This window comes from Streptomyces diastaticus subsp. diastaticus (assembly GCF_011170125.1).
Taxonomy (GTDB): Bacteria; Actinomycetota; Actinomycetes; order Streptomycetales; family Streptomycetaceae; genus Streptomyces; species Streptomyces diastaticus.
In genome coordinates, this window is sequence record NZ_BLLN01000003.1 from 1289275 (window position 1) to 1310000 (window position 20726).

Genomic DNA, 20726 nt, shown 5'->3' on the forward strand with positions numbered 1-20726 from the left:
CGAGAGTCCGCCGCCATGTACGAGCTGTCCCGGGTCCGTCTCTACTCCATCGGACCCGCAGGCGCCCGGTACGCCGACACCGTCCTGGACCTGCGCGGAGTCGGCAGGGCCGTACCCGAACCGGCCCCCGCGCAGGCGGAGTTCTTCGAGGAGGAGCCGGTCGGGCCGCCCCGCAGGCCCGCACCCGCCGGCGTCCTCTTCCTGGAGAACGGCGGTGGGAAGTCGGTGCTGCTCAAGCTGATCTTCTCGGTGATGCTGCCGGGCCACCGCAACACCCTCGGCGGTGCCAGCTCCGGCGTGCTCCGCAAGTTCCTGCTCGCCGACGACTGCGGCCACGTCGCCCTGGAGTGGCAGCACACCCTCACCGGCGAGACCGTCGTCGTCGGCAAGGTCAGCGAATGGCGCGGCCGCCAGGTCTCCCACGACCCGCGCAAGTTCGCCGAAGCCTGGTACTCCTTCCGCCCCGGGCCCGGCCTCAGCCTCGACTCGCTGCCCGTCGCCGAGTCCACCACCGTCCCCGCACCCGTCGAAGGCGCCTCCGGGGCACGCGGCAGGCGCCGCACCATGAAGGGGTTCCGCGACGCCCTCACCGACGCCGGGAAGTTCTACCTCCACCTCGACGTGCACTGGGAGGAGACCCACGAGCGCTGGACCGAGCACCTCGGCGAACTCGGCCTCGACCCCGAACTCTTCCGCTACCAGCGGGAGATGAACGCCGACGAGGGCGAGGCGGCCGGCCTCTTCGCGGTCAAGAAGGACTCCGACTTCACCGACCTGCTGCTGCGCGCCGTCACCGACACCCGCGACACCGACGGCCTGGCCGACCTCGTCCACGGCTTCGGCCACAAACTCGGCCGCCGCGCCGAGCTCATCGCCGAACGCGACTTCACCGCCGGCTCCGTCGACCTCCTCGGCCGCATCGTGGAGACCACCGCCGAACGCGACCGCAGCCGCGACATCCACGCCGCCGCCGAACGCCGCACCCGCACCCTCGCCCGGGGTCTCGCTGTCCGCGCCCGTCACGAACGCGCCCGCACCGGTGACCTCGCCCAGCAGGTCACCACCGCCGCCCACCGCGTCACCGAGGCCGACGGGGCCCGCTCCCACCGCGCCCTGACCGCCGCCGAACTCGCCTACCGGCACGCCTCGCTCGCCCTCACCGTCGCCGAGAAGGCCGCCGCCGCCCAGCGCCGCGAACTGGCCGACGCCCGCACCCTGCACGCCGCCTGGCAGGCCGCCGAGGCCGTACTGCGCCACCGCGCCGCCGCCGACCGGTCCACCCGCGTCGCCGACGCCATCCGCGAGGCCGAACGCGACGCGGCCCCGGCCCTCGCCGCCCGCTCCCAGGCCGCCACCGCGCTCGTCCGCGCCCTCGACGCCGCCGCCCGCGAGGGCGAGGAGGTCGCCACCGAACTGGAGGAGCGCGCCGCCCACCTCCAGGAGGAGGGCGAGGCCGCCCACCGCGACGCCACCGCCGCCGCCACCGAGGCCCAGCGCGCCCGCAGCGAGACCGGCCACCTGCGCCAGCGCCTCGCCGAGGTCGAGCAGGAGACCGAGGAGGCCGTACGCGCCGGCTGGCTGGAGGCCGGCGCGGCCGACGCCGACCCCGCCCGGGCCGCCCTCGCCGCCACCGACGCCGAGCAGGAGGCGGCCGCAGCCTGGGAGAGCGCCCGTGAACGCGCCCACCGCGCCGCCGACCACGCCAAGGAGTGCGCCGCCGACGAGGCCCGCGCCGACCTGGCCGCCGCCCGCGCCCACGACGCCGCCGACGCCGCCGTCCGCGCCCACGACGCCGAGCAGCGGACCGCCGCCGTCCTCGCCGCCGAACCGCGGCTCGCCGAACTCCTCGGCCTGCCCGCGCCCGACGGCGACGAGGGCCCGCTCACCGCCGGTGAACTCGACCGCTCCGCCGACCGCCTCGCCGCCCTGCTGGACGAGGGCGTCACCGCCGCCGAACGCCAGCTCTTCGACCTGCGCACCGCCGCCGCCGACGACACCCGCATCCTCGGCGCCCTCGGCGACGGCGGGCTGCTGCCGCCCGGCCCCGACGTCCTCGCCACCGTCGAGTACCTCGGCGAACAGGGCATCCCGGCCCTGCCCGGCTGGCGCTACCTCGCCCAGGCCGTCGACCCGGCCGAGCACGCCGCCGTCCTCGCCGCCCGGCCCGAACTGGTCGACGGCGTCGTCATCACCGACCCCGACACCCACAGCCGCGCCCGCGCCGTGCTCTCCGACGCCGCCCTGCTGCCCCGCTCCGCCGTCGCCGTCGGCACCTCCGCCGCCCTCCTGGCCCCCGCGCGGACGGCCGGCGACGCCGAGGAACAGGGCGTCTTCCTCGTGCCGCCGAACCCGGCCATGCACGACGAGTACGCCGCCGACGAGGAACGCCAGACCCTGCGCGCCCGCGCCGCCGCCCGCGACGAGGAGATCCGCGCCCTGGCCGCCCGCCTCGCCAAGGACCGGGAGCTGGCCGCCCGGCTCACCTCCTGGCGGACCGGCTGCCCGGCGGGGCACCTCGCCCAGCTCCGCGCCACCGCCGACCACGCCCAGGAGCACGCGGACACCGCCGCCCACACCCTCCAGCGGGCCCGGGCCGCCCGCGCCGAGGCCGACGAGGCGGCCACCGAGGCCGCCCGCGTCCGCGACGACAGCCAGGAACGCGCCCAGCGGGCCCGCCGAGCCGCCGACGCCCTCGCCGGTCTCGCCCACCGCCTGCGCGAACGCCCCCGCTGGCAGGCCGCCCTGCGTGAACTGGCCGAGACCGCCGCCACCAGCGAGGAGCGCGCCCAGACCTGCCTGGACCGGGCCCGCGCCGCCGACGAGGACCGCCGCGCCGCCCAGCGTGCCGCCGACGACGCCCGCCGTACCGCCCGCGCCCTGCGCGCCGAACGCGCCGAGATCGCCGGAGTCCCCGACGACGCCCAACTCCCCGCCGCCCCCGACACCCCGCGCGTCTCACTGCCCGCGCTGCGCGAGGCGTACCGCTCCGCCTCCCAGCTGTACGAGAAGGTCGGCGTCGGCGCCGACCTCAGGGCGGAGCAGGCCCGCGCGGAGAGCGACGAGTCGGCGGCCCGCGCCGAACTCGACCGGCTCAGCAACAAGGTCCGCAACCGCGCCGCGCAGCTCCTGGAGGACCCCGACGGCGCCGACGGGCCCTCCCGGCAGGCCGCAGCCGCCCGCGCCGAGGCCCTCGTCCAGATGCTGGAGACCCGCTCGGCCGCCGCCAGCGAACAGCTCGGCCGGCTGCGTGGCGAGGCCGAACGGCACGCCCCCGAGGAGGGCGAGGCCCACACCGAGCTGCCGCCTGAGCAGGTGCCGGCCGACGTCGAGGCCGCCCAGCGGCTGTTGCGCGCCGCCACCGCCGAACTCGCCACGCGCACCGACGAACTGGCCGCCGCCCGCGAGGCACACGGCGAGCTCCTGCACGCCCACCGCGCCGCCGAGGAGGCCACCGCCGGCTTCGAGGAGACCGCCGCGCTCCTGCGCGACCTGCTCCGCGACCCGCAGGACGCCCGGGACACCGACGAGGAGCGCGGTGCCCAGCCCCCGGAGCAGTACCCGGGCAGCCTCGACGAGGCCCGCCGCGTCGCCGCCGAGGCCCGCCGCTCCCTGCGCGGCTGCGCCGCCGACCTCACCGCCGCCGAATCCGCGCTCCGCGAGACCAGCGACATCCTGGTCCGGCACGCCAACTCCACCCGCTACGAGCAGGTCCGCACCCCTGCCCGGGCCCAGATCCGCGAACTGCCCGCCGCCGCGCTGCCCGAGCACGCGGCCAAGTGGGCCGAGGCGTTCGCGCCCAGGCTGCGGGTCCTCACCGACGAACTCGACCAGCTCGAACGCAACCGCGACTCGATCGTGGACCGCCTCCGCGGACTGGTCGAGTCCTCCCTCGCCACCCTCCGCTCCGCCCAGCGCCTGTCCCGGCTGCCCGAAGGGCTGGGGGAGTGGTCGGGCCAGGAGTTCCTGCGCGTCCGCTTCGAGGAGCCCGACCAGACCACGCTGGTGGAGCGGCTCGGCGAGGTCATCGACGAGGCCACCAGCACCGCCGTCCGCAAGAACGCCGACCTGCGCCGCGACGGCATGTCGCTGCTGCTGCGCGGCGTCCACGCCGCCCTCCAGCCGCGCGGCGTCTCCGTCGAGATCCTCAAGCCCGACGCCGTGCTGCGCGCCGAGCGCGTCCCCGTCGGGCAGATGGGCGACGTCTTCTCCGGCGGCCAGCTCCTCACCGCCGCCATCGCGCTCTACTGCACGATGGCCGCCCTCCGCAGCAACGACCGGGGCCGTGACAAGCACCGTCACGCCGGCACGCTCTTCCTCGACAACCCCATCGGCCGTGCCAACGCCACCTACCTGCTGGAGCTCCAGCGTGCCGTCGCCGACGCCCTCGGCGTCCAGCTCCTGTACACCACCGGCCTCTTCGACACGACCGCGCTCGCCGAGTTCCCGCTCGTCATCCGGCTCCGCAACGACGCCGACCTCCGCGCCGGGCTGAAGTACATCAGCGTCGAGGAGCACCTGCGTCCCGGTCTGCCCCAGCAGGACCCGCAGGAGGAGACGGTGCACGGGGAGATCACGGCCACCCGGATGTTCCGCAAGCCCCAGTCCGACGAGGAGTGAGGCGCCGGCCGGGCCTCACACCACGCCACGCGGGGCGGTGGGCGCGGCGGGGCGGGTGGGCGAAGCGGTTCGCCGGTCCCGCCCTTGCCGCCTCTCCACGCCGACGGGGCCGCTGGACCGGCGGGGAAGGCCGCGGGCGGTCACCGGGAGGGTGAGGGCCGCGGGCGATCAGGCCGATGCCGGCCCCCGACGGCCGCGGTGGTGTTCGCGGCGGCCGACCTCGTAGCCGCCTCCCGCCTCGGCCGAGACCGAGGGGGGACCAGACCGGGCCGGACGACGACGAACGTGTTGTCGAGGTGTCCAGGTCGCCGACCAGCAGAAGCGACGCGTCCTCGGACGGGGCCTCGACGTGGTCGCCGTGCGCGCTCTCGGCGCGGTAGTACGGGAGCCCTCATCGCCCTGTTCCCGTTCCACCGGCCGGCATGGTGGCGGACACGGGACATCGAGGGCTGACCCGCCCGGCAGGTCAGGCCCCGCCGGGTGCGTGGGCAGAGGCTTCTGACGCTCGCCCCGTGCCAACCGCGCCCCGCGTCCCCAAGCCAGCACACCGGCCTTGCCCGCGCAGGGCCGTCCCGCCGGGCCGGCGGGCGACGGCCGGCCCGGCGTCGCCGACCCGGCCACGACACACGACCTCGGCAGGGAGCCGGCGGTTGCCGCCCCCACCGTCGCCGGCGCGCGGGGGAGCGGTGGCGGCCTCGACGGGCCGGCCGCGATCCGCGCACGTCGCTCCGCCGGCCGCCGGCCGCCGAACGGTCCGGCGCCGGGCCGCGCCAGGCGTTCGGGCACGAGGTTCAGCGGCGCGCCGGGCGGCACGATCCGGCCGAACCGAGGGGACGACCCACGTGGGGCCCGCACGCTGCCCTCGCTGTCCCCCACGGTGACCACGACCGCCTCATGGACCTCCGCCGGGCCGCCTCCGGCCGGCCGGTTCCCGGCCTCCCGAGGGTGGCCGGCCGAGCCTCCACGCGTCGCTCGCCGGCACCTCGCGAGGCCGACCGCGGCGGGACAGGTGGTGATCCGGCCGCCGTGCGGTGCCGCTCAGGAAGAGTGGGTCAACTCCCGGCTCCGCTCCGAGCCTTGAGTGCCGGAGCGTTCCGCCGTGCCGATCCGGCGGGCCGCGGCCCTCACGCCGGAGCCGCCTCCGGACCGGGCACAGGCGCCGCGGTCCACCCCGGGGGCGTCACCCGCCGGCTCGCCCCCGCGCTCTGGACCCTTGCCCGCGCGCTCCGGTGCCGGGACCGGGTCACCGCCGTCCCGCCCGCGCCGCTCCCCGTCGGAGGCCGCGGACCGCGTGCCCGCCGACGGGTCGGGTATCCGGACGCCGGAGCGGGCCGCCCGCCGGGCCGCGCGGCGCTCCCGGCGGCGTTCGCGGCGCAGCTCCCGGGCCGTGCTGCCCGGTGCCGAGACCACGCCGTGCCGCTGGTTCCACACCTGGCGGGTGACCCAGACGTCCAGCACCGCCCAGGTCGCCGCGATGGTGCTGGCCACGCCGCTGAGCACCATCGGGAAGGCCAGCCAGGACTCCGCCAGCGTGGCCAGGAAGGCGACCATCGCCTGTATCAGCGTCAGCGCCACGATGAGCACCGCGCGCACCGCCGCCGTACGCACCGGATCGGGCATCCGGGGGCGCACCGCGGGCTCCTCCACCCACAGCGGCGGCCGGTCCGGCTGTCCGCTCCCCTCCGCCCGGCGCGGTCCGGGCACCCGCCCGCCCGGCTCGCCCCGCTCCGCCGAAGTCCTCCGACGCTCCGCCGTCGCCATCAGTCCGTCACTCCCCGCCTGCCTTGCCGTCAGCCGACCGGCGTCGGGCCGAACCCGCGCCGTCATCAGTCTGGCTGCCCGCCTTCGTCCGCTTTACGCCGCCGCCGTCGAGATCCGGCGGCCGCCGGTCCGCGCCGGCGCACCCCTCCCGTACCAACTCCGCACACCGCGTACACGACTCGTACAGAAGGACGCGCGGAGCACTCCGATGATTCCCGATCCGGCGGGTGAGATGTCGGAAGTGACCAGGGAGATGCCCGGAATCGGCCGGTCCGGGCGGCGGCCGGCCCGTGTCCGGGGGACTCACCCGACCGTCGGAGAACGGCCCACCGGTCACGCCGACGTCGCCGAACGGCGGGAACCGGCCGCCGCCGCCCGGTCCCGGGCGGAAAACCTCCCCGACGCCTCTTCGATCACCCCTGTGTCAGTAGTAGGCTCGCGCCGCTTGTTGACGCACGGATGTGCACCCCGGACACCAGCGGGGGACGGACTGGGGGAGGCCATGCGCTTTCGCGGCAGGACGATCCGGCGGAAGATCGTGGCGCTGCTGCTCGTGCCGCTGGTCTCCCTCACCGCGATCTGGGGATTCGCCACCGTGCTGACCGGGCGGGAGGCCGCCGAGATCCTCGAGATCGGCGAGGCCGACGACCGGGTCGGGCGACCCGTCGAGGAAGCCGCCCGGGTACTCCAGGACGAACGGCGCAGAACCCTCGTCCACCTCGCCGACCCGCGCGCCTCGGCCGCCCTCGGCGATCTGCGCCGCGCCCGGACCGTCACCGACCGGGCACTGGCCCGCGTCCGGGCCGGAGCCGAGGACGCCGACGCGACCGGAGGGCTCAGCGCCGACTCCCGGCGGCGGCTCACCGCCCTCCTCGAGTCCTTCGAGGGGATCACCACCCTGCGCCGTTCCGTCGAGGACAACACGGTCACCCGCACCGCCGCCCTCGACCTCTACAACCGCCTCGTGGACCCCTGCTTCGTCTTCCTGACCCACCTGCCGGCCCTCAAGGACGTCGCACTCGACAAGCAGAACCGCGCCCTGGTCAACGTCGCCCGCGCCCGCGACCTGCTCTCCCGCGAGGACGCCCTGGTCGCCTCCGCACTCGTCGGCGAACGCCTCGACAAGGCCGACCTCCGCCAGGTGTCGGACCTCCTGGCCCAGCGCACCCTCCTCTACGAGATCAGCCTCCCGCTCCTCCCGGACGACGAACGCGCCCGCTACGAGCGGTACTGGCAGGGCCCCGAGACCGCACCCCTGCGCGACCTGGAGACCTCCGTCGCCGCCGCCGCGCCCGGGCCGCCGCACGGCGTGACCGCCAAGAGCTGGGACACGGCCGCGGTGAAGGTCCTCGACGGCCTCGCCGAGCGCGGCAGCGCAGCGGCCGACCGCTACGAGGAACGCGTGCGGCCCGTCGCCGTCGGCATCCTGGTCCAGGCCGGAGCCACCGCCGTCCTCGGCTTCGCCGCCCTCCTGCTCTCGCTCTACCTCTCCGTCCGCATCGGCCGCAGCCTCATCCGCGCCCTCTCCCGGCTGCGCCACCAGGCCCACGAGGCCTCCGGCGTGCGCCTGCCGTCGGTGCAGCGCCGGCTGGCCGCGGGTGAGCAGGTCGACGTCGACACCGAGGCGCCCCGGCTGGAGTACGACAAGAACGAGATCGGCCAGGTCGGGCAAGCCCTCAACACCCTCCAGCGCGCCGCCGTCGAAGGCGCCGTCAAGCAGGCCCAGATGCGGCGCGGGGTCTCGGAGGTCTTCGTCAACCTCGCCCGCCGCAGCCAGGTCCTCCTGCACAAGCAGCTCACCCTGCTGGACACCATGGAGCGGCGCACCGAGGACTCCGAGGAACTGGCCGACCTCTTCCGCCTGGACCACCTCACCACCCGCATGCGCCGCCACGCCGAGGGCCTGGTGATCCTCTCCGGCGCCGCGCCCTCCCGGCAGTGGCGGCGCCCGGTCCAGCTCATGGACGTCGTCCGCGCCTCCGTCGCCGAGGTCGAGGACTACGAGCGCATCGAGGTCCGCCGGCTGCCGAAGATCGCGGTGACCGGCCCCGCCGTCGCCGACCTCACCCACCTCACGGCGGAACTCCTGGAGAACGCCACCGTCTTCTCACCCCCGCACACCGCGGTCCAGGTGCACGGCGAGTCCGTCGCCAACGGCTTCACCCTGGAGATCCACGACCGGGGTCTCGGTATGGCCCCGGACGTCCTCCTCGACGCCAACCTCCGCCTCGCCGAGACCCCCGACTTCGAACTCTCCGACACCGACAGGCTGGGCCTGTTCGTGGTGAGCCGCCTCGCGCAGCGCCAGAACATCCGGGTCTCCCTCCAGAAGTCGCCGTACGGGGGCACGACCGCCGTCGTCTTCATCCCGGACGCCCTGCTCATCGAGACCGACGGCGAACCGTCCGGCTCCACCGACGGCCGCGGCCTGGCCCTCGACGGCCTCGGCAACGGTGCGCGGGGCCCCGGCCGCCCCGCCCTGACCCGTATCCCCACCTCCCGTCCGCCCGCGAACCGGCCCTTCCCCGACGGACCGGTCGAGCTGGAGGCCCCGGCCGGCACTCCGGGCCTGGACGACGAGGACTTCCCCGGCGCCCTCCGCGACGAGGACAGCGAACCGGGCGTCTTCCGGCCCCGGCGTCCGCTGGCCCCCGCGGCCGACCCCCGCGACCAGCATCAGCAGGCCGACGACGACGGGGCTCGGGACGCCCGGCCGGGCGGACCGTCACCCTCCGGTACGGGCCCCGCGCCGCTGCCCCGCCGCCGCACCCCGAAGCTGGTCAGCTCGCACGGCCGCACCGTCGCCCACGGCACGCGCGAAGAAGCGGCACAGGACCCGGAGAACCGGGGCGGCCCGCACGGAGAGGCCGCCTCCCGGGCGCCCGGGGCCGGTCCGGCGGCGCTGCCGCGCAGGGTCCGGCAGGCCAGTCTCGCCCCCCAGCTCAAGGACACCCGCGGGAGCGCCGCGGACGACCGCGGCCAGGACGCCGCCCCCGACACCGAACGCGACGCCGAACAGGTCCGCAGCCGCATGGCCTCGCTCCAGCGGGGCTGGCAGCGCGGCCGCGACGAGAACGCGGGCCCCACAGCACCACGAACGACACCCGAGGGAGACGGTCGATGACCGCATCGAAGACCGCCGCGCACACCACCGGTTCCGGGGAGCTGAACTGGCTCCTCGACGACCTGGTCAACAGGGTCGCGGGCATCCGCAAGGTCCTGGTCCTGTCCGGCGACGGGCTGCCCACCGGGGTCTCCCAGGATCTGACCCGCGAGGACAGCGAACACCTGGCCGCCGTCGCCTCCGGCTTCCACAGCCTGGCCAAGGGCGTCGGCCGGCACTTCGACGCGGGCCGGGTCCGGCAGACCGTCGTCGAACTCGACGAGGCGTTCCTCTTCGTCACCGCCGCCGGCGACGGAAGCTGCCTCGCCGTCCTCGCCGACTCCGACTCCGACGTGGGCCTCGTCGCGTACGAGATGACGTTGCTGGTCAAGCGGGTCGGCGTGCATCTGGGCAGCGCGCCGCGCACGGATCTGCCCGCGGGCGGGTAGTGAACCGGTCATGAGCGAAGACGGGAACGGGGCGCACCGCTGGTTCGACGACGACGCCGGACCGGTGGTCCGCCCGTACGCCATGACCCGGGGCCGGACCACCGGCGCCGGCCAGCACCGCCTGGACCTCATCGCGCTCGTCGTCGCGGAGCCGCGCGCCGACGACCCGGAGGGGAACCGCACTCTGTCGCCCGAGCACGTCGACATCGTGGCGCTGTGCCGTACGGCGCCCCAGTCGGTGGCGGAACTCGCCGCCGAGCTGGACCTGCCGGTCGGTGTCGTCCGGGTCCTGATCGGTGACCTCGTGGAGGAGGAGTTCGTGCACGTGAACCGGCCGGTGCCGCCGGCGGAACTGCCCGACGAAAGCATTCTGCGCGAGGTGATCAGCGGGCTGCGCGCCCTCTGACCCCCGGTCGGCGGACGACCCTGCCACCGGAGCACGGCGCGCCGCCCGCCCCCCTTCCCCGGGGTGCGGGCGGCGCCCCCTCCGCCGCCGGACGCCGGCGCACCGTCGGCCCCACCCCCGAGAGATCAGCGAAAGCAGGAGACGAGACCCCATGAAGTCCGGGCGTTCACCGCGGGAGAAGGCCCCCGTCGAGCCGGTCACCCTGAAGATCCTGGTGGCCGGGGGGTTCGGCGTCGGCAAGACCACCCTGGTGGCGGCGGTCAGCGAGATCAGGCCGCTGCGGACCGAGGAGACCCTGAGTGAGGCGGGCCGCCCCGTCGACGACACCGGCGGGGTGGAGGCCAAGCACACCACCACGGTCGCCATGGACTTCGGCCGCATCACGCTCCGCGAGGACCTCACGCTCTACCTCTTCGGAACCCCCGGGCAGGACCGGTTCTGGTTCCTCTGGGACGAGTTGGCGCAGGGGGCCCTCGGCGCCGTCGTCCTCGCCGACACCCGCCGCCTCCAGGACAGCTTCGCCGCCGTCGACTACTTCGAGCGCCGCGGCATCCCCTTCGTCGTCGGCGTCAACTGCTTCGACGAGGCCGACCCCTACCCGGCCGAGGACATCCGCACCGCTCTCGACCTGGACGCGGGCGTTCCCCTGGTCCTCTGCGACGCCCGCGAGCGTGCTTCCGCCAAGGGCGTCCTCATCGAGGTCGTCGAACACGCCGTGGCTCGCGCCGCCGCACCCCGGAAGAGCGCGCCGCACTGACCGGGCACACCGCCGGCGGACGCGCCCCGCACCCTCGCCGACCGGGGTGCGGGCCGCGTGCCGGGGAAGTGTTCTCCCGCCCCGGCGAGCCGTCAGGACGCGGTGCCGTCACCTCCGCCGGTCAGCCGTTCTCCGCGAGCCACTTCCGGGCCGTCTCGGCCAGCTCGTGGTCCCGCCCCGCCAGCATCGTCCGGATCATCTGCGCGTCGCCGCGCAACGACCAGGCGGGGTGCCCGAAGGTCGCCGGGTTGTTCCCCTCTATGAGGAAGTGCGCGGGCCAGGCCGTGCCGTACCCGATCAGCGGCAGCGCCGCCAGGTACCGCTTGCGCCCGCGGGCCAGCCCGTAGGCGCTGAGCGCCAGCCCGGTCAGGGTCCCGGTGAGGTGCACCCACCGCGTCGCCGCCTTGGAGTGCATCGCCACGTAGTAGGGCCAGAATTCCTCGTACGTCTCAAAGGTCCGTCGGTCCATGCGGGCACCGTAGCCGCCGCTCCGCCGCCCGGACCAGGTCCGCGACCGGCCGGACGGCGGCGACGGGCGCTCAGTGGCGGTGGCCGCCGGGCAGCGAACGGCGCTCCACCGGGAAGTCGAAGTAGGTGTCGGGGAAGAGCTCCGGCCGGTGGGTGAAGTGCCACCACTCCTCGGGGAGGTTGGTGAACCCCTCGCCCGCCAGTGCCGACCTCAGCAGGTCGCGGTGGGCCCGCTGGGCGCCGGTGACCCGGGGATCGTCGGTGTGCGAGAGCGTGTCGAAGCAGTCGAACCCGGTGCCCATGTCCACCGAGTTGTCCGGGAACCGCTGGTCGCGAGGGGCGAAGCAGGGCCTCAGAGGCTCACCGGGGAGGTAGGGCCGGGTGGGCTTCGCGGGCAGCTTCACCAGCGTCAGGTCCACCGTGGAGCCCCGGCTGTGGCCGGACTTCTCCGCGATGTAGCCGTCCTCGAAGAGCCGGGACTTCTCCACCCGCGGGTAGAACTCCGCCTTCATCCGCTCGTCCGCCACGTCCTCGGCCCAGCGGACGAAGTGGTCGACCGCCCGCTGGGGCCGGTAGCAGTCGTAGACCTTGAGCGAGTAGCCCTCGCGCAGCAGCCCGCGCTGGGCCCGCTTCAGCGCCTCGGCCGTCGGCCTGGTGACGAGGCACATCGGCGCGCGGTAGCCGTCGACCGGCTCGCCGACGAAGTTGTGCGGCGTCGTGTAGCGGATCTCCTGGAGGATCGTCGGCGCCACGTCGGAGAGGGCCACGAAGCCGCGCGGCGCCTTCGGCCCGCCGGACGGCGGGGCGTCCGCGACCGGCGCGGCGGTCGCGGGCGAGGCCGTCGCGGCGGCGGTCAGGGCGAGCGCGGCGGCCGCGAGCGCCGCGCCGAACGCGCGCCGGGCACGGGAGGGGCGCCTGCCCGGGGAGGTACGGCCGTAGGAATCGATTCCTGTCATGCGCCTTTCATCTATCAGCTCCTCCCGTCGTGAGGGAAGAGCGACCCGCCGCCCCCGCGCACCGCCACCCCGCCCGCACGCCGCCGGGGGAAGGGCGCCCGCCGCCACCCCGCACCCGGATCGGCCCGTCGGCGCCCGGCCGCTCCGCTACAGTCCCCGCGTGCCTCCCACCACGCCCAGCCCCACACCCACGCCCGTCCCCACCTCACAGCCGCCCGTGCCCGGCTCGCACTGCTCGGCCTGCGGCGCGCCCTGCCCGGACCCCCGGGCCGACCGCCGGGTCTGCCCGGCCTGCGGGACGACCGCCTACCGCAACCCCCTGCCGGTCGCCGTCGCCCTTCTGCCCGTACGCGACGGCGAGGGCCCGGCGCTGCTCACCGTCGTCCGAGCCATCGCACCGGCGCGCGGCACCACGGTCCTGCCCGGCGGCTTCATCGACGGCGACGAGGACTGGCGCCACGCCGTCGTCCGCGAACTGCGCGAGGAGACCGGCGTCCTCGCCGGCCCCGCCGACGTCACCCTGGCCGACGCGATGAGCTCCGGCGACGGCCACCTCCTCCTCTTCGGCCTCCTCCCCGAGCGCCCCGCCGCGAGCCTGCCCGCCTTCACGCCCACCACCGAGACCACCGCCACCCGCCTCCTGCGCGCCCCCGCCGAACTCGGCTTCCCCCTGCACACCCGGGCCGCGGCGGCCTGGTTCGCCGGACGGTACGGGTGAGGCCCGCCGCCCGGCCGGAACCCGCTTGCCGCAGCCGCCCCCGCTGCCGGCGGTGAGCCCATGACACACCCGTTCCCGGCCTTCCTCCCCGGCCTGGAACTCTCCCGTCTCCTCCACGAGGAGGCCGTCCGCCCACTGCGCGACGAGGTCCACCCGGGCCTGCGGCACACGGCCTCCGGGGGTCGGCGACGGCCCGGAGGCGCTGGGCCCCGACACGCCCCGCTCCGCCGATCACCAGTGGGGTCCACGGCTCCAGCTCTTCCGCACCCCGAGGACGCCGCCCGCCACACCGCCGCCCTCCACGAGCTGCCGCGAAAGCGGCTGCCGAAGGAGGTGGAGGCCGGCCGGCCCACCGCGCCCTCCCCCACCGGCAGCACGGACCTCCTGACGCGGCCGGGCGCCCGTACCCACTGAACCGGTGGCGCGCGTTCCCGGCCCGACCGGCGCTCGTGGCGTCGGTGACGCCCGCTCAGGGAGCACCCGGCCTCCCCGGCGCGAGACGCCGCCTCACCCGACTCCCCGCACCCGGGCCGTACCCCTCACCTCCTCCCCACGCCCCTCCTCCCGCACCACGACCCGCCCCTCCTCCCACCGGGAGACCATTCGTTCCAGCACCCCGGACTCCCGCACCACCATCCCGGCGCCGCCACGCCCGGGCGCGGGCGCCCACACCTCCCACTCGACCTCCCCGTCCGCCCCGCGCACCGGCACCACCGCCCCGGCCCGCGCGAACACCGGCAAGCGGTCCGCCGCGACCTCCACCGGCACGGCGGCACCCCCCTGGTACGCCCGCCCGGTGGCCGTGTCGTACCACCGCCCGGCCGGCAACCGCACCGCCGACGGCCCGCCCCCGGGCTCCAGCACCGGTACGACCAGGAACGCGTCCCCCAGCAGGAAGGCGTCCCCGCCCTCCCGCAGCTCCCGGTCCTCCGGGGTGTCCCACCACACCGGCCTCACCGCGGGCACTCCGGTCAGCCCGGCGGACGCGCCGAGCGCCGCGTGGTACGGCAGCAACCGCCGCCGCTCGGCCAGCGCCACCCGGGCCGGCTCCGCCAGACCGGGCCGCGCCCCGCACCCGTCGGGCCCCGCCCCCGCACGGAACACCGGGAGATACGCCCCCCGTTGCCACCACCGCGCCCACACCGCCGCCGGCGCCCTCTCCCCCGGGCCGTCGCTCCCGGCCCCGGCCGGCGCCGCCCCGCACACCCCGAGCGCCGTCACCCGGGCCAGCGCCGCACGCATCGCCGTCCAGCCGTCAGTGGCGGCCGCCCCCTGCCGGGGGCACCCGCGTACGCGGCCGGGCGGGCCGGCCGCCGCTCCCGCCCACCCCGGTCACGGAGACCGGCGCGACCTCGGGCGTCCCCGCCACCGCCGTCCACGAGGCGAGCGCCCGCGCGGGTGTGCCCACCGCCATCCAGTGGCGCGGCGGCCCGCCCGCGTCCCGCAACTCGGCCCGGCCCGGCCGGTCGTGCCCCGACCCGGCGCCCTCGGAGCCCTCCGCCAGGCACACCGCCGCGGTGTCCGTCCCGTCGGGAACCACCAGATGGGTCCCCGCGTCCGCCACCACCCAGTGCACCGGGGACCCCGGGCCGCCTGGCAGCGGATGTGTCCCGGTGCCCAGCCGCAGCCCCGCCCCGTGCCCGCCCGGACCGTGGAAGCGCGCGTCCGCGCAGACCTCCGAGCGCCGCGCCCACCGCGCGGGCCCGCCGCCGTCCCGCTCCCACCAGCGTGGCGGCAGGTCCCGGCGGAGCAGCACGCCGCCCGGCGTACACAGCTCGACCGTCCCGGTGGGCGAGACGGTGAGGGTCAGCCGCTCCGACACCACCCGCCAGCCGCCCGCCGTGTGCGGTTCCAGCCGGGCCCGCACGTCCGGCTGGAGCCGTTCCCCGCGGACCAGCGCGGAGGGCGTCGGCTCCGCCCCGTCCCAGCCGCAGAACACCGCCCCGGCCGTCGTCACCAGCACCCGCAGCGCCGACCGCTCGAACCGCACCACGCCACCCCCCGGCCCGGGTTCCGCACCCAGCGCGTGCCCTGGCACCCGGGCCCGCTCCCCGGGGGCCGCGTGGCCACGCCCCGGCCACCGGGGGCGCAACTGCCCGAGCCCTGTCACCGCTGCCACCGAACGTACGAGGTCACGACCGTCCATGCCGGTCAGCCTGCCATCCGTGATCGCCCCGGAGGGCATCGTTCAGCCGCCGTTCACCCAGTGACCGGCCACACCGCCGACCGGGCAGGTGTGTGGCCGCCACCCTGGTGCGGAGATCGATCACGTGGCATCGTCGGCCCCACCGCACCGCCCTCGCGTACCGTCGGCCGCCCACCCGGCGGCGCGGGCGCGGGCACCGAGTACGCACCGCACGGGAGCCGCCCCATGTCGACCGCCGCACCCCAGCCCCAGCCGCTCTGGCAGCCCAGCGAGGAGCGCGTCGCGCAAGCCGCGGTGACCCGTTTCCAGAGCTGGGCGGCCGAGCGCCACGGCGCGCCCGCCGAAGGCGGCTACCCGGCCCTGCACCGCTGGTCCGTCGAGGAGCTCGACACGTTCTGGCAGGCCGTCACCGAATGGTTCGACGTGCGCTTCGACACCCCGGCCGAGCGGGTGCTGGGGGAGCGGTCCATGCCGGGCGCCCAGTGGTTCCCCGGCGCCACCCTGAACTACGCCGAGCACGCGCTGCGCGCCGCCGCCGGCCGGCCCGACGCCCCCGCCCTCCTGCACGTGGACGAGACCGGCACCGTCGACCCGGTCCCGTGGGCCGAGCTGCGCCGCCAGGTCGGCTCGCTCGCCGCCGAGCTGCGCGCCCTCGACGTGCGGCCCGGCGACCGGGTCAGCGGCTACCTGCCCAACATTCCCCAGGCCGTCGTCGCCCTGCTCGCCTCCGCGGCCGTCGGAGCCGTCTGGACCTCCTGCGCCCCCGACTTCGGCGCCCGCAGCGTCCTCGACCGCTTCCAGCAGGTCGAACCCGTGGTGCTGTTCACGGTCGACGGCTACCGCTACGGCGGCAAGGAGCACGACCGCCGCGACACCGTCGCCGAACTCCGCGCGGCCCTGCCCTCCCTGCGCGCCGTCGTCCACGTCCCGCTGCTCGGCACGCCCGCTCCCGAGGGCGCCCGCGACTGGGCCGACCTGGTCGCAGCGGACACCGAGCCGGTCTTCACCCCGGTCCCGTTCGACCACCCGCTGTGGGTCCTCTACTCCTCCGGTACGACCGGCCTGCCCAAGGCCATCGTCCAGTCGCAGGGCGGCATCCTCGTCGAACACCTCAAGCAGCTCGGCCTCCACTGCGACCTGGGCCCCGAGGACCGCTTCTTCTGGTACACCTCCACCGGCTGGATGATGTGGAACTTCCTCGTCTCCGGCCTCCTCACCGGCACCACCGTCGTCCTCTACGACGGCAGCCCGGGTCACCCGGACACCGGCGCCCAGTGGCGCGTGGCCGAACGCACCGGCACCACCCTCTACGGCACCTCCGCGGCGTACGTCATGGCCTGCCGCAAGGCCGGTGTCCACCCCGCCCGCGACCACGACCTCTCCCGCGTCCAGTGCGTCGCCACCACCGGTTCCCCTCTGCCCCCGGACGGTTTCCGCTGGCTCCACGACGAGTTCGCCGAGGCCGGGTCCGACCTGTGGATCGCCTCCGTCAGCGGCGGCACCGACGTGTGCAGCTGCTTCGCGGGTGCCGTGCCCACCCTGCCCGTACACATCGGCGAACTCCAGGCCCCCGGCCTCGGCACCGACCTCCAGGCCTGGGACCCCGCCGGACGGCCGCTGACCGAGGAGGTCGGCGAACTGGTCGTCACCAACCCCATGCCGTCCATGCCGGTCCGCTTCTGGAACGACCCCGACGGCAGCCGCTACCACGACAGCTACTTCGACACCTACGAGGGCGTCTGGCGGCACGGCGACTGGATCACCGTCACCGACCGCGGCTCCGTCGTCATCCACGGCCGCTCCGACTCCACCCTGAACCGCCAGGGCGTCCGCATGGGCTCGGCCGACATCTACGAGGTCGTGGAGCGGCTCCCGGAGATCCGCGAATCCCTGGTCATCGGCGTCGAACAGCCCGACGGCGGCTACTGGATGCCGCTCTTCGTCCACCTCGTCGACGGCGCCACCCTCGACGACTCCCTGCGCGAGTCCGTCAAGAAGGCGATCCGCCACAGCCTCTCCCCGCGCCACGTCCCGGACGAGATCATCGAGGTCCCCGGCGTCCCCCACACCCTCACCGGCAAACGCATCGAGGTGCCCGTCAAACGCCTGATGCAGGGCACCCCCCTGGAGAAGGCCGTCAACCCGGGCTCCGTCGACCGCCTGGACCTCCTCCAGCACTACGCCGACCTGGCCCGCGACCGCGGCTGAACCCCGTCCCGCCCCCGCTCGGCCCTCACTGTCAGTGAGGGTGATTACGGTGAGTGAGCAAGTTCGTACCGCTCACTCACCAGGGGGACCCCGCATGACCACCACCCAGCCGAGCCCGCGCCAGCTGCTGCGCCGCGAGATCACCGGCACCCTCGGACTGATCGCCTCGGCCGCCGACTTCGCGGCCATGCGCCGCTACCGCACCTTCCCCTTCGACGACCACACCACCTACCTCCGGCAGGCCGAGGACCTGCTGTGCTCCCGCGCCGCCCAGGGCCGCACCACCTCGGTGGTCCTCTTCGACCCCGACGAGTTCGCCCGCTTCTGCGCCCAGGAAGGACGCGACCCGAACACCGCCGACAGCCGTGCGCGCTACACCGCGGAGGCGGCCGCCCTCGGCCCCTGCCTCCTCCACGAGGGCGAGCCCCTCCCCGAACTGCTCCAGAGCCTCCTCGCGGAATCCCTCCGCCAGGCCACCTGGGAGTACGCCACCGACCTCCTGGAGGACCTGGGAGCCTGCCCACGCTGCTCCACCCCCCTCGCCCACCACGCCCAGAACCAAGCCGGACACCTCCTGCGGGCGGTCCTCGACACCACGGCCCCGGGCCACCACCAGCTCGTCTGCTCCCTCACCACCGCCGGCCGCACTCTGCTCGCGGCCCTGCACGCCGACACCCGTACCGCCGGCGAGGCCTTCATCGACCACGAGGAGTCCGTCGACTTCACCGTCCTGCTCGCCTGCGCCCTCGCCCTGCCCGCACCGGCGGGACTCGTCATGCGCAGCCGGGTCGAGGGACAGCCCGAGGAGGTCCGCGGCTGGCGGCTGCGCGCGGGCCGAGCCCAGCCGCTGACCGCCGCCGAGGTCTTCGACGCCTACTGCACCGACGCGGTCACCGGCGAACCGGTCGCCCCCGAACCGGGCGTCGAGTACCGCGCGGGCACCCCGCTCGACGACGACCACGGCCGGAGCCCCTGCCACTGACGACGGCAGGGGCGTCCTCCCGGCCGGAGGACGCCCCTGCCGCGAACCCGGGGCGGCCACCCCGGCCCCGGGATCACTCGCCGGAGAGCACCGCCCGCGCCGCCGCCCGCGCCTCGTCCGCGGACTCGGTGGCCCGCGCCGCGGCGGCGGCCCGCTCGCACTGCGCCAGCGTGTACTTGGCCAGCGCCGCCCGCACGTACGGGATCGAGGCCGCGCCCATCGACAAGGAGGTGACCCCCAGACCGGTCAGTACACAGGCCAGCAGCGGGTCGGAGGCGGCCTCGCCGCACACCCCGCAGCTCTTCCCCTCGGCCCGCCCCGCCTCGGCCGCCAGCGCGACCAGGTCGAGCAGCGCCGGCTGCCACGGGTCCTGGAGCCGCGACACCGCTCCCACCTGCCGGTCGGCGGCGAAGGTGTACTGCGCCAGGTCGTTGGTGCCCAGCGACAGGAACTCCACCTCCTGGAGCACGGACCGCGCCCGCAGCGCAGCCGAGGGGATCTCCACCATCGCCCCGAACTTGGCGTGCAGCCCGGCCGCCCGGCACGCGTCGGCGAACGCCCTGGCGTCCGCCCGGTCGGCGACCATCGGCGCCATGACCTCCAGGTGCACCGGCAGCCCCTCGGCCGCCCGCGCCAGCGCGGTCAACTGCGTCCGCAGCACGTCCGGATGGTCGAGCAGACTGCGCAGTCCCCGCACCCCTAGCGCCGGATTCGGCTCGTCGGCCGGCGTCAGGAAGTCCAGCGGCTTGTCCGCCCCGGCGTCCAGCACCCGCACCACGACCCGCCCTTGCGGGAACGCCTCCAGCACCTGCCGGTACGCGGCCGTCTGCTTCTCCTCCGACGGCGCCCGGGTGCCGTCGTCCAGGAAGAGGAACTCGGTCCGGAACAGCCCGACCCCCTCCGCCCCCGCCTCGACCGCCGCCGCCACGTCACCGGGACCTCCGATGTTGGCCAGCAGCGGCACGGTGTGGCCGTCCGAGGTCGCGCCCGGACCGCTCGCCGCAGACAGCGCCGCCCTGCGGGCCGCCGCGTCCGCCTCCAGCGCCGCCCGCTTCTCGGCGCTCGGGTCCACGAAGACCTCGCCGGAACTGCCGTCGATCGCGATCTCGGTCCCTTCGCCCAGCTCCCCGGCGCCCGGCAGTGCCACGATCGCCGGGACGCCGAGCGCCCGCGCCAGAATCGCGCTGTGGCTGGTCGGCCCGCCCTCCTCGGTCACGAAACCGAGGACCAGCGTCGGATCGAGCAGCGCGGTGTCCGCCGGTGCCAGATCCCGCGCGATCAGGATGTACGGCTCGTCGCTGTCCGGCACCCCCGGCATCGGCACGCCCAGCAGCCGCGCCACGATCCGGTTCCGCACGTCGTCCAGGTCCGCGACCCGGCCCGCCAGATACTCACCGGCCCCCGCCAGCAGTGCCCGGTACGAGGCGAAGGCGTCGTAGACGGCACGTTCGGCGGTGCTGCCCACCGCGATCCGCCGCTCCACGTCGGCGATCAGCTCCGGGTCCTGCGCCATCATGGCCTGGGCCTCCAGCACGCCCTGGGCCTCGCCGCCCGCCAGGTTGCCGCGCGCCGTCAGATCGGCGGCGACCGCCTCCACGGCCCGCCGCGCCCGGGCCTGCTCGCGCTCCGCCTCCCCGGCGGGGATCTGCTTGGCCGGCGGCTCCAGCACCGCCGTCCCCATGTGCCGTACCTCGCCGATCGCCACTCCGTGGCTCACGCCGACGCCTCGCAGCGTTGTCTCCATCTCACCGTCTCCGCTCGTGCGGCGTGCCCGCCGCGTTGGATGTGGTCGCCCGCCGGACACCGGCGCCGGGAGCGGTCAGTTCCAGCTGAACAGCGGCCGGCCCGCCTGTACGTCCCCATCCTCGCGAACACCGGACAGCTGGTCGGCGACCGCCTCCAGCGCCACCACCGGGCAGACCGGCGACTTCCCGGCGCCCTCCACGGCGGAGGGGTCCCAGCGCACCACGGGCTGGCCCTGCGCCACGGTGTCGCCCTTGCGTACCAGCAACTCGAACCCCTCACCGTTGAGCTGCACGGTGTCGATGCCGAGGTGGGTGAGCACCCCGCGCCCCGTCTCGTCCACCACGACGAACGCGTGCGGGTGCAGGGAGACCACGACGCCGGCGACCGGGGAGACCGCCTCCGAGGGCTC

The 20726-nt window shown here is 75.8% G+C and carries 12 protein-coding genes and 2 pseudogenes (1 of these 14 running past the window's edge); 8 read left to right on the plus strand and 6 right to left on the minus strand.

Going from position 1 to position 20726, the window contains the following annotated elements:
• The first annotated feature begins 15 nt into the window (after window positions 1-15).
• Window positions 16-4617, plus strand: a complete 4602-nt coding sequence (locus Sdia_RS14250) for a hypothetical protein (RefSeq protein WP_189500374.1) — start codon at window positions 16-18, stop codon at window positions 4615-4617.
• Window positions 4618-5928: 1311 nt separating this feature from the next.
• Here the strand turns inward: Sdia_RS14250 and Sdia_RS30100 are convergent.
• Window positions 5929-6378 (minus strand): annotated as a pseudogene (locus Sdia_RS30100) (hypothetical protein); the annotation flags it as partial.
• Between the two features lie 502 nt (window positions 6379-6880).
• Between Sdia_RS30100 and Sdia_RS14260 the strand changes: the two are divergent.
• The 4 genes from Sdia_RS14260 (at window position 6881) to Sdia_RS14275 (ending at window position 11093) form a co-directional block, all read left to right on the plus strand.
• Window positions 6881-9502, plus strand: coding sequence for a sensor histidine kinase (locus tag Sdia_RS14260; protein ID WP_189500373.1), 2622 nt, complete (start codon window positions 6881-6883; stop codon window positions 9500-9502).
• Window positions 9499-9930, plus strand: coding sequence for a roadblock/LC7 domain-containing protein (locus Sdia_RS14265; RefSeq protein ID WP_003946949.1), 432 nt, complete (start codon window positions 9499-9501; stop codon window positions 9928-9930). The genes Sdia_RS14260 and Sdia_RS14265 overlap by 4 nt, the downstream gene beginning before the upstream one ends.
• 10 nt (window positions 9931-9940) lie before the next feature.
• The gene (locus tag Sdia_RS14270; RefSeq protein WP_100455817.1) at window positions 9941-10336 is read left to right on the plus strand and encodes a DUF742 domain-containing protein; all 396 of its coding nucleotides are present in this window, start codon (window positions 9941-9943) and stop codon (window positions 10334-10336) included.
• Window positions 10337-10487: 151 nt separating this feature from the next.
• Window positions 10488-11093 (plus strand): GTP-binding protein, encoded by a 606-nt coding sequence (locus tag Sdia_RS14275; protein WP_100455816.1) that lies wholly within the window; start codon window positions 10488-10490, stop codon window positions 11091-11093.
• 121 nt (window positions 11094-11214) lie between these two features.
• Here Sdia_RS14275 and Sdia_RS14280 read toward each other — a convergent pair whose 3' ends face one another.
• Together Sdia_RS14280 and Sdia_RS14285 are read right to left on the minus strand one after the other, a co-directional pair.
• Window positions 11215-11562, minus strand: coding sequence for an Mpo1-like protein (locus tag Sdia_RS14280; protein WP_100455815.1), 348 nt, complete (start codon window positions 11560-11562; stop codon window positions 11215-11217).
• 70 nt (window positions 11563-11632) lie between these two features.
• Window positions 11633-12517, minus strand: coding sequence for a M15 family metallopeptidase (locus Sdia_RS14285; RefSeq protein ID WP_100455814.1), 885 nt, complete (start codon window positions 12515-12517; stop codon window positions 11633-11635).
• A 160-nt stretch (window positions 12518-12677) separates the two neighbouring features.
• On the opposite strand from Sdia_RS14285, the gene Sdia_RS14290 reads away from it, so the two are divergent.
• Window positions 12678-13235, plus strand: coding sequence for an NUDIX domain-containing protein (locus Sdia_RS14290; RefSeq protein ID WP_100455813.1), 558 nt, complete (start codon window positions 12678-12680; stop codon window positions 13233-13235).
• 507 nt (window positions 13236-13742) lie between these two features.
• Here Sdia_RS14290 and Sdia_RS30890 read toward each other — a convergent pair.
• Window positions 13743-15381: pseudogene (locus Sdia_RS30890) on the minus strand (glycoside hydrolase family 31 family protein).
• A gap of 225 nt (window positions 15382-15606) precedes the next feature.
• On the opposite strand from Sdia_RS30890, the gene Sdia_RS14300 reads away from it, so the two are divergent.
• Window positions 15607-17589, plus strand: coding sequence for an acetoacetate--CoA ligase (locus Sdia_RS14300; protein WP_100455812.1), 1983 nt, complete (start codon window positions 15607-15609; stop codon window positions 17587-17589).
• A 94-nt stretch (window positions 17590-17683) separates the two neighbouring features.
• On the plus strand, window positions 17684-18571 hold the full coding sequence (locus tag Sdia_RS14305; RefSeq protein WP_189500372.1) for a DUF8829 domain-containing protein: 888 nt from the start codon (window positions 17684-17686) through the stop codon (window positions 18569-18571).
• A gap of 73 nt (window positions 18572-18644) precedes the next feature.
• On the opposite strand, the gene ptsP is transcribed toward Sdia_RS14305, so the two are convergent.
• Together ptsP and Sdia_RS14315 are read right to left on the minus strand one after the other, a co-directional pair.
• Window positions 18645-20315, minus strand: coding sequence for a phosphoenolpyruvate--protein phosphotransferase (gene ptsP / locus Sdia_RS14310; RefSeq protein ID WP_100455810.1), 1671 nt, complete (start codon window positions 20313-20315; stop codon window positions 18645-18647).
• 75 nt (window positions 20316-20390) lie between these two features.
• On the minus strand, window positions 20391-20726 hold the 3' portion of the coding sequence (locus Sdia_RS14315; RefSeq protein ID WP_100455809.1) for a PTS sugar transporter subunit IIA. Its footprint extends 114 nt past the window's final position; 336 of the gene's 450 nt are visible here — the last part of the coding sequence; the start codon falls outside the window, past its right edge; its stop codon occupies window positions 20391-20393.

Coding starts and splice junctions, on each gene's coding strand:
- Sdia_RS14305 (WP_189500372.1), top strand. CDS start 17,684: ATGACCACCACCCAGCCGAGCCCGCGCCAGCTGCTGCGCCGCGAGATC.
- Sdia_RS14300 (WP_100455812.1), top strand. CDS start 15,607: ATGTCGACCGCCGCACCCCAGCCCCAGCCGCTCTGGCAGCCCAGCGAG.
- Sdia_RS14270 (WP_100455817.1), top strand. CDS start 9,941: ATGAGCGAAGACGGGAACGGGGCGCACCGCTGGTTCGACGACGACGCC.
- Sdia_RS14280 (WP_100455815.1), bottom strand. CDS start 11,562: ATGGACCGACGGACCTTTGAGACGTACGAGGAATTCTGGCCCTACTAC.
- ptsP (WP_100455810.1), bottom strand. CDS start 20,315: ATGGAGACAACGCTGCGAGGCGTCGGCGTGAGCCACGGAGTGGCGATC.
- Sdia_RS14265 (WP_003946949.1), top strand. CDS start 9,499: ATGACCGCATCGAAGACCGCCGCGCACACCACCGGTTCCGGGGAGCTG.
- Sdia_RS14275 (WP_100455816.1), top strand. CDS start 10,488: ATGAAGTCCGGGCGTTCACCGCGGGAGAAGGCCCCCGTCGAGCCGGTC.
- Sdia_RS14250 (WP_189500374.1), top strand. CDS start 16: ATGTACGAGCTGTCCCGGGTCCGTCTCTACTCCATCGGACCCGCAGGC.
- Sdia_RS14260 (WP_189500373.1), top strand. CDS start 6,881: ATGCGCTTTCGCGGCAGGACGATCCGGCGGAAGATCGTGGCGCTGCTG.
- Sdia_RS14285 (WP_100455814.1), bottom strand. CDS start 12,517: ATGACAGGAATCGATTCCTACGGCCGTACCTCCCCGGGCAGGCGCCCC.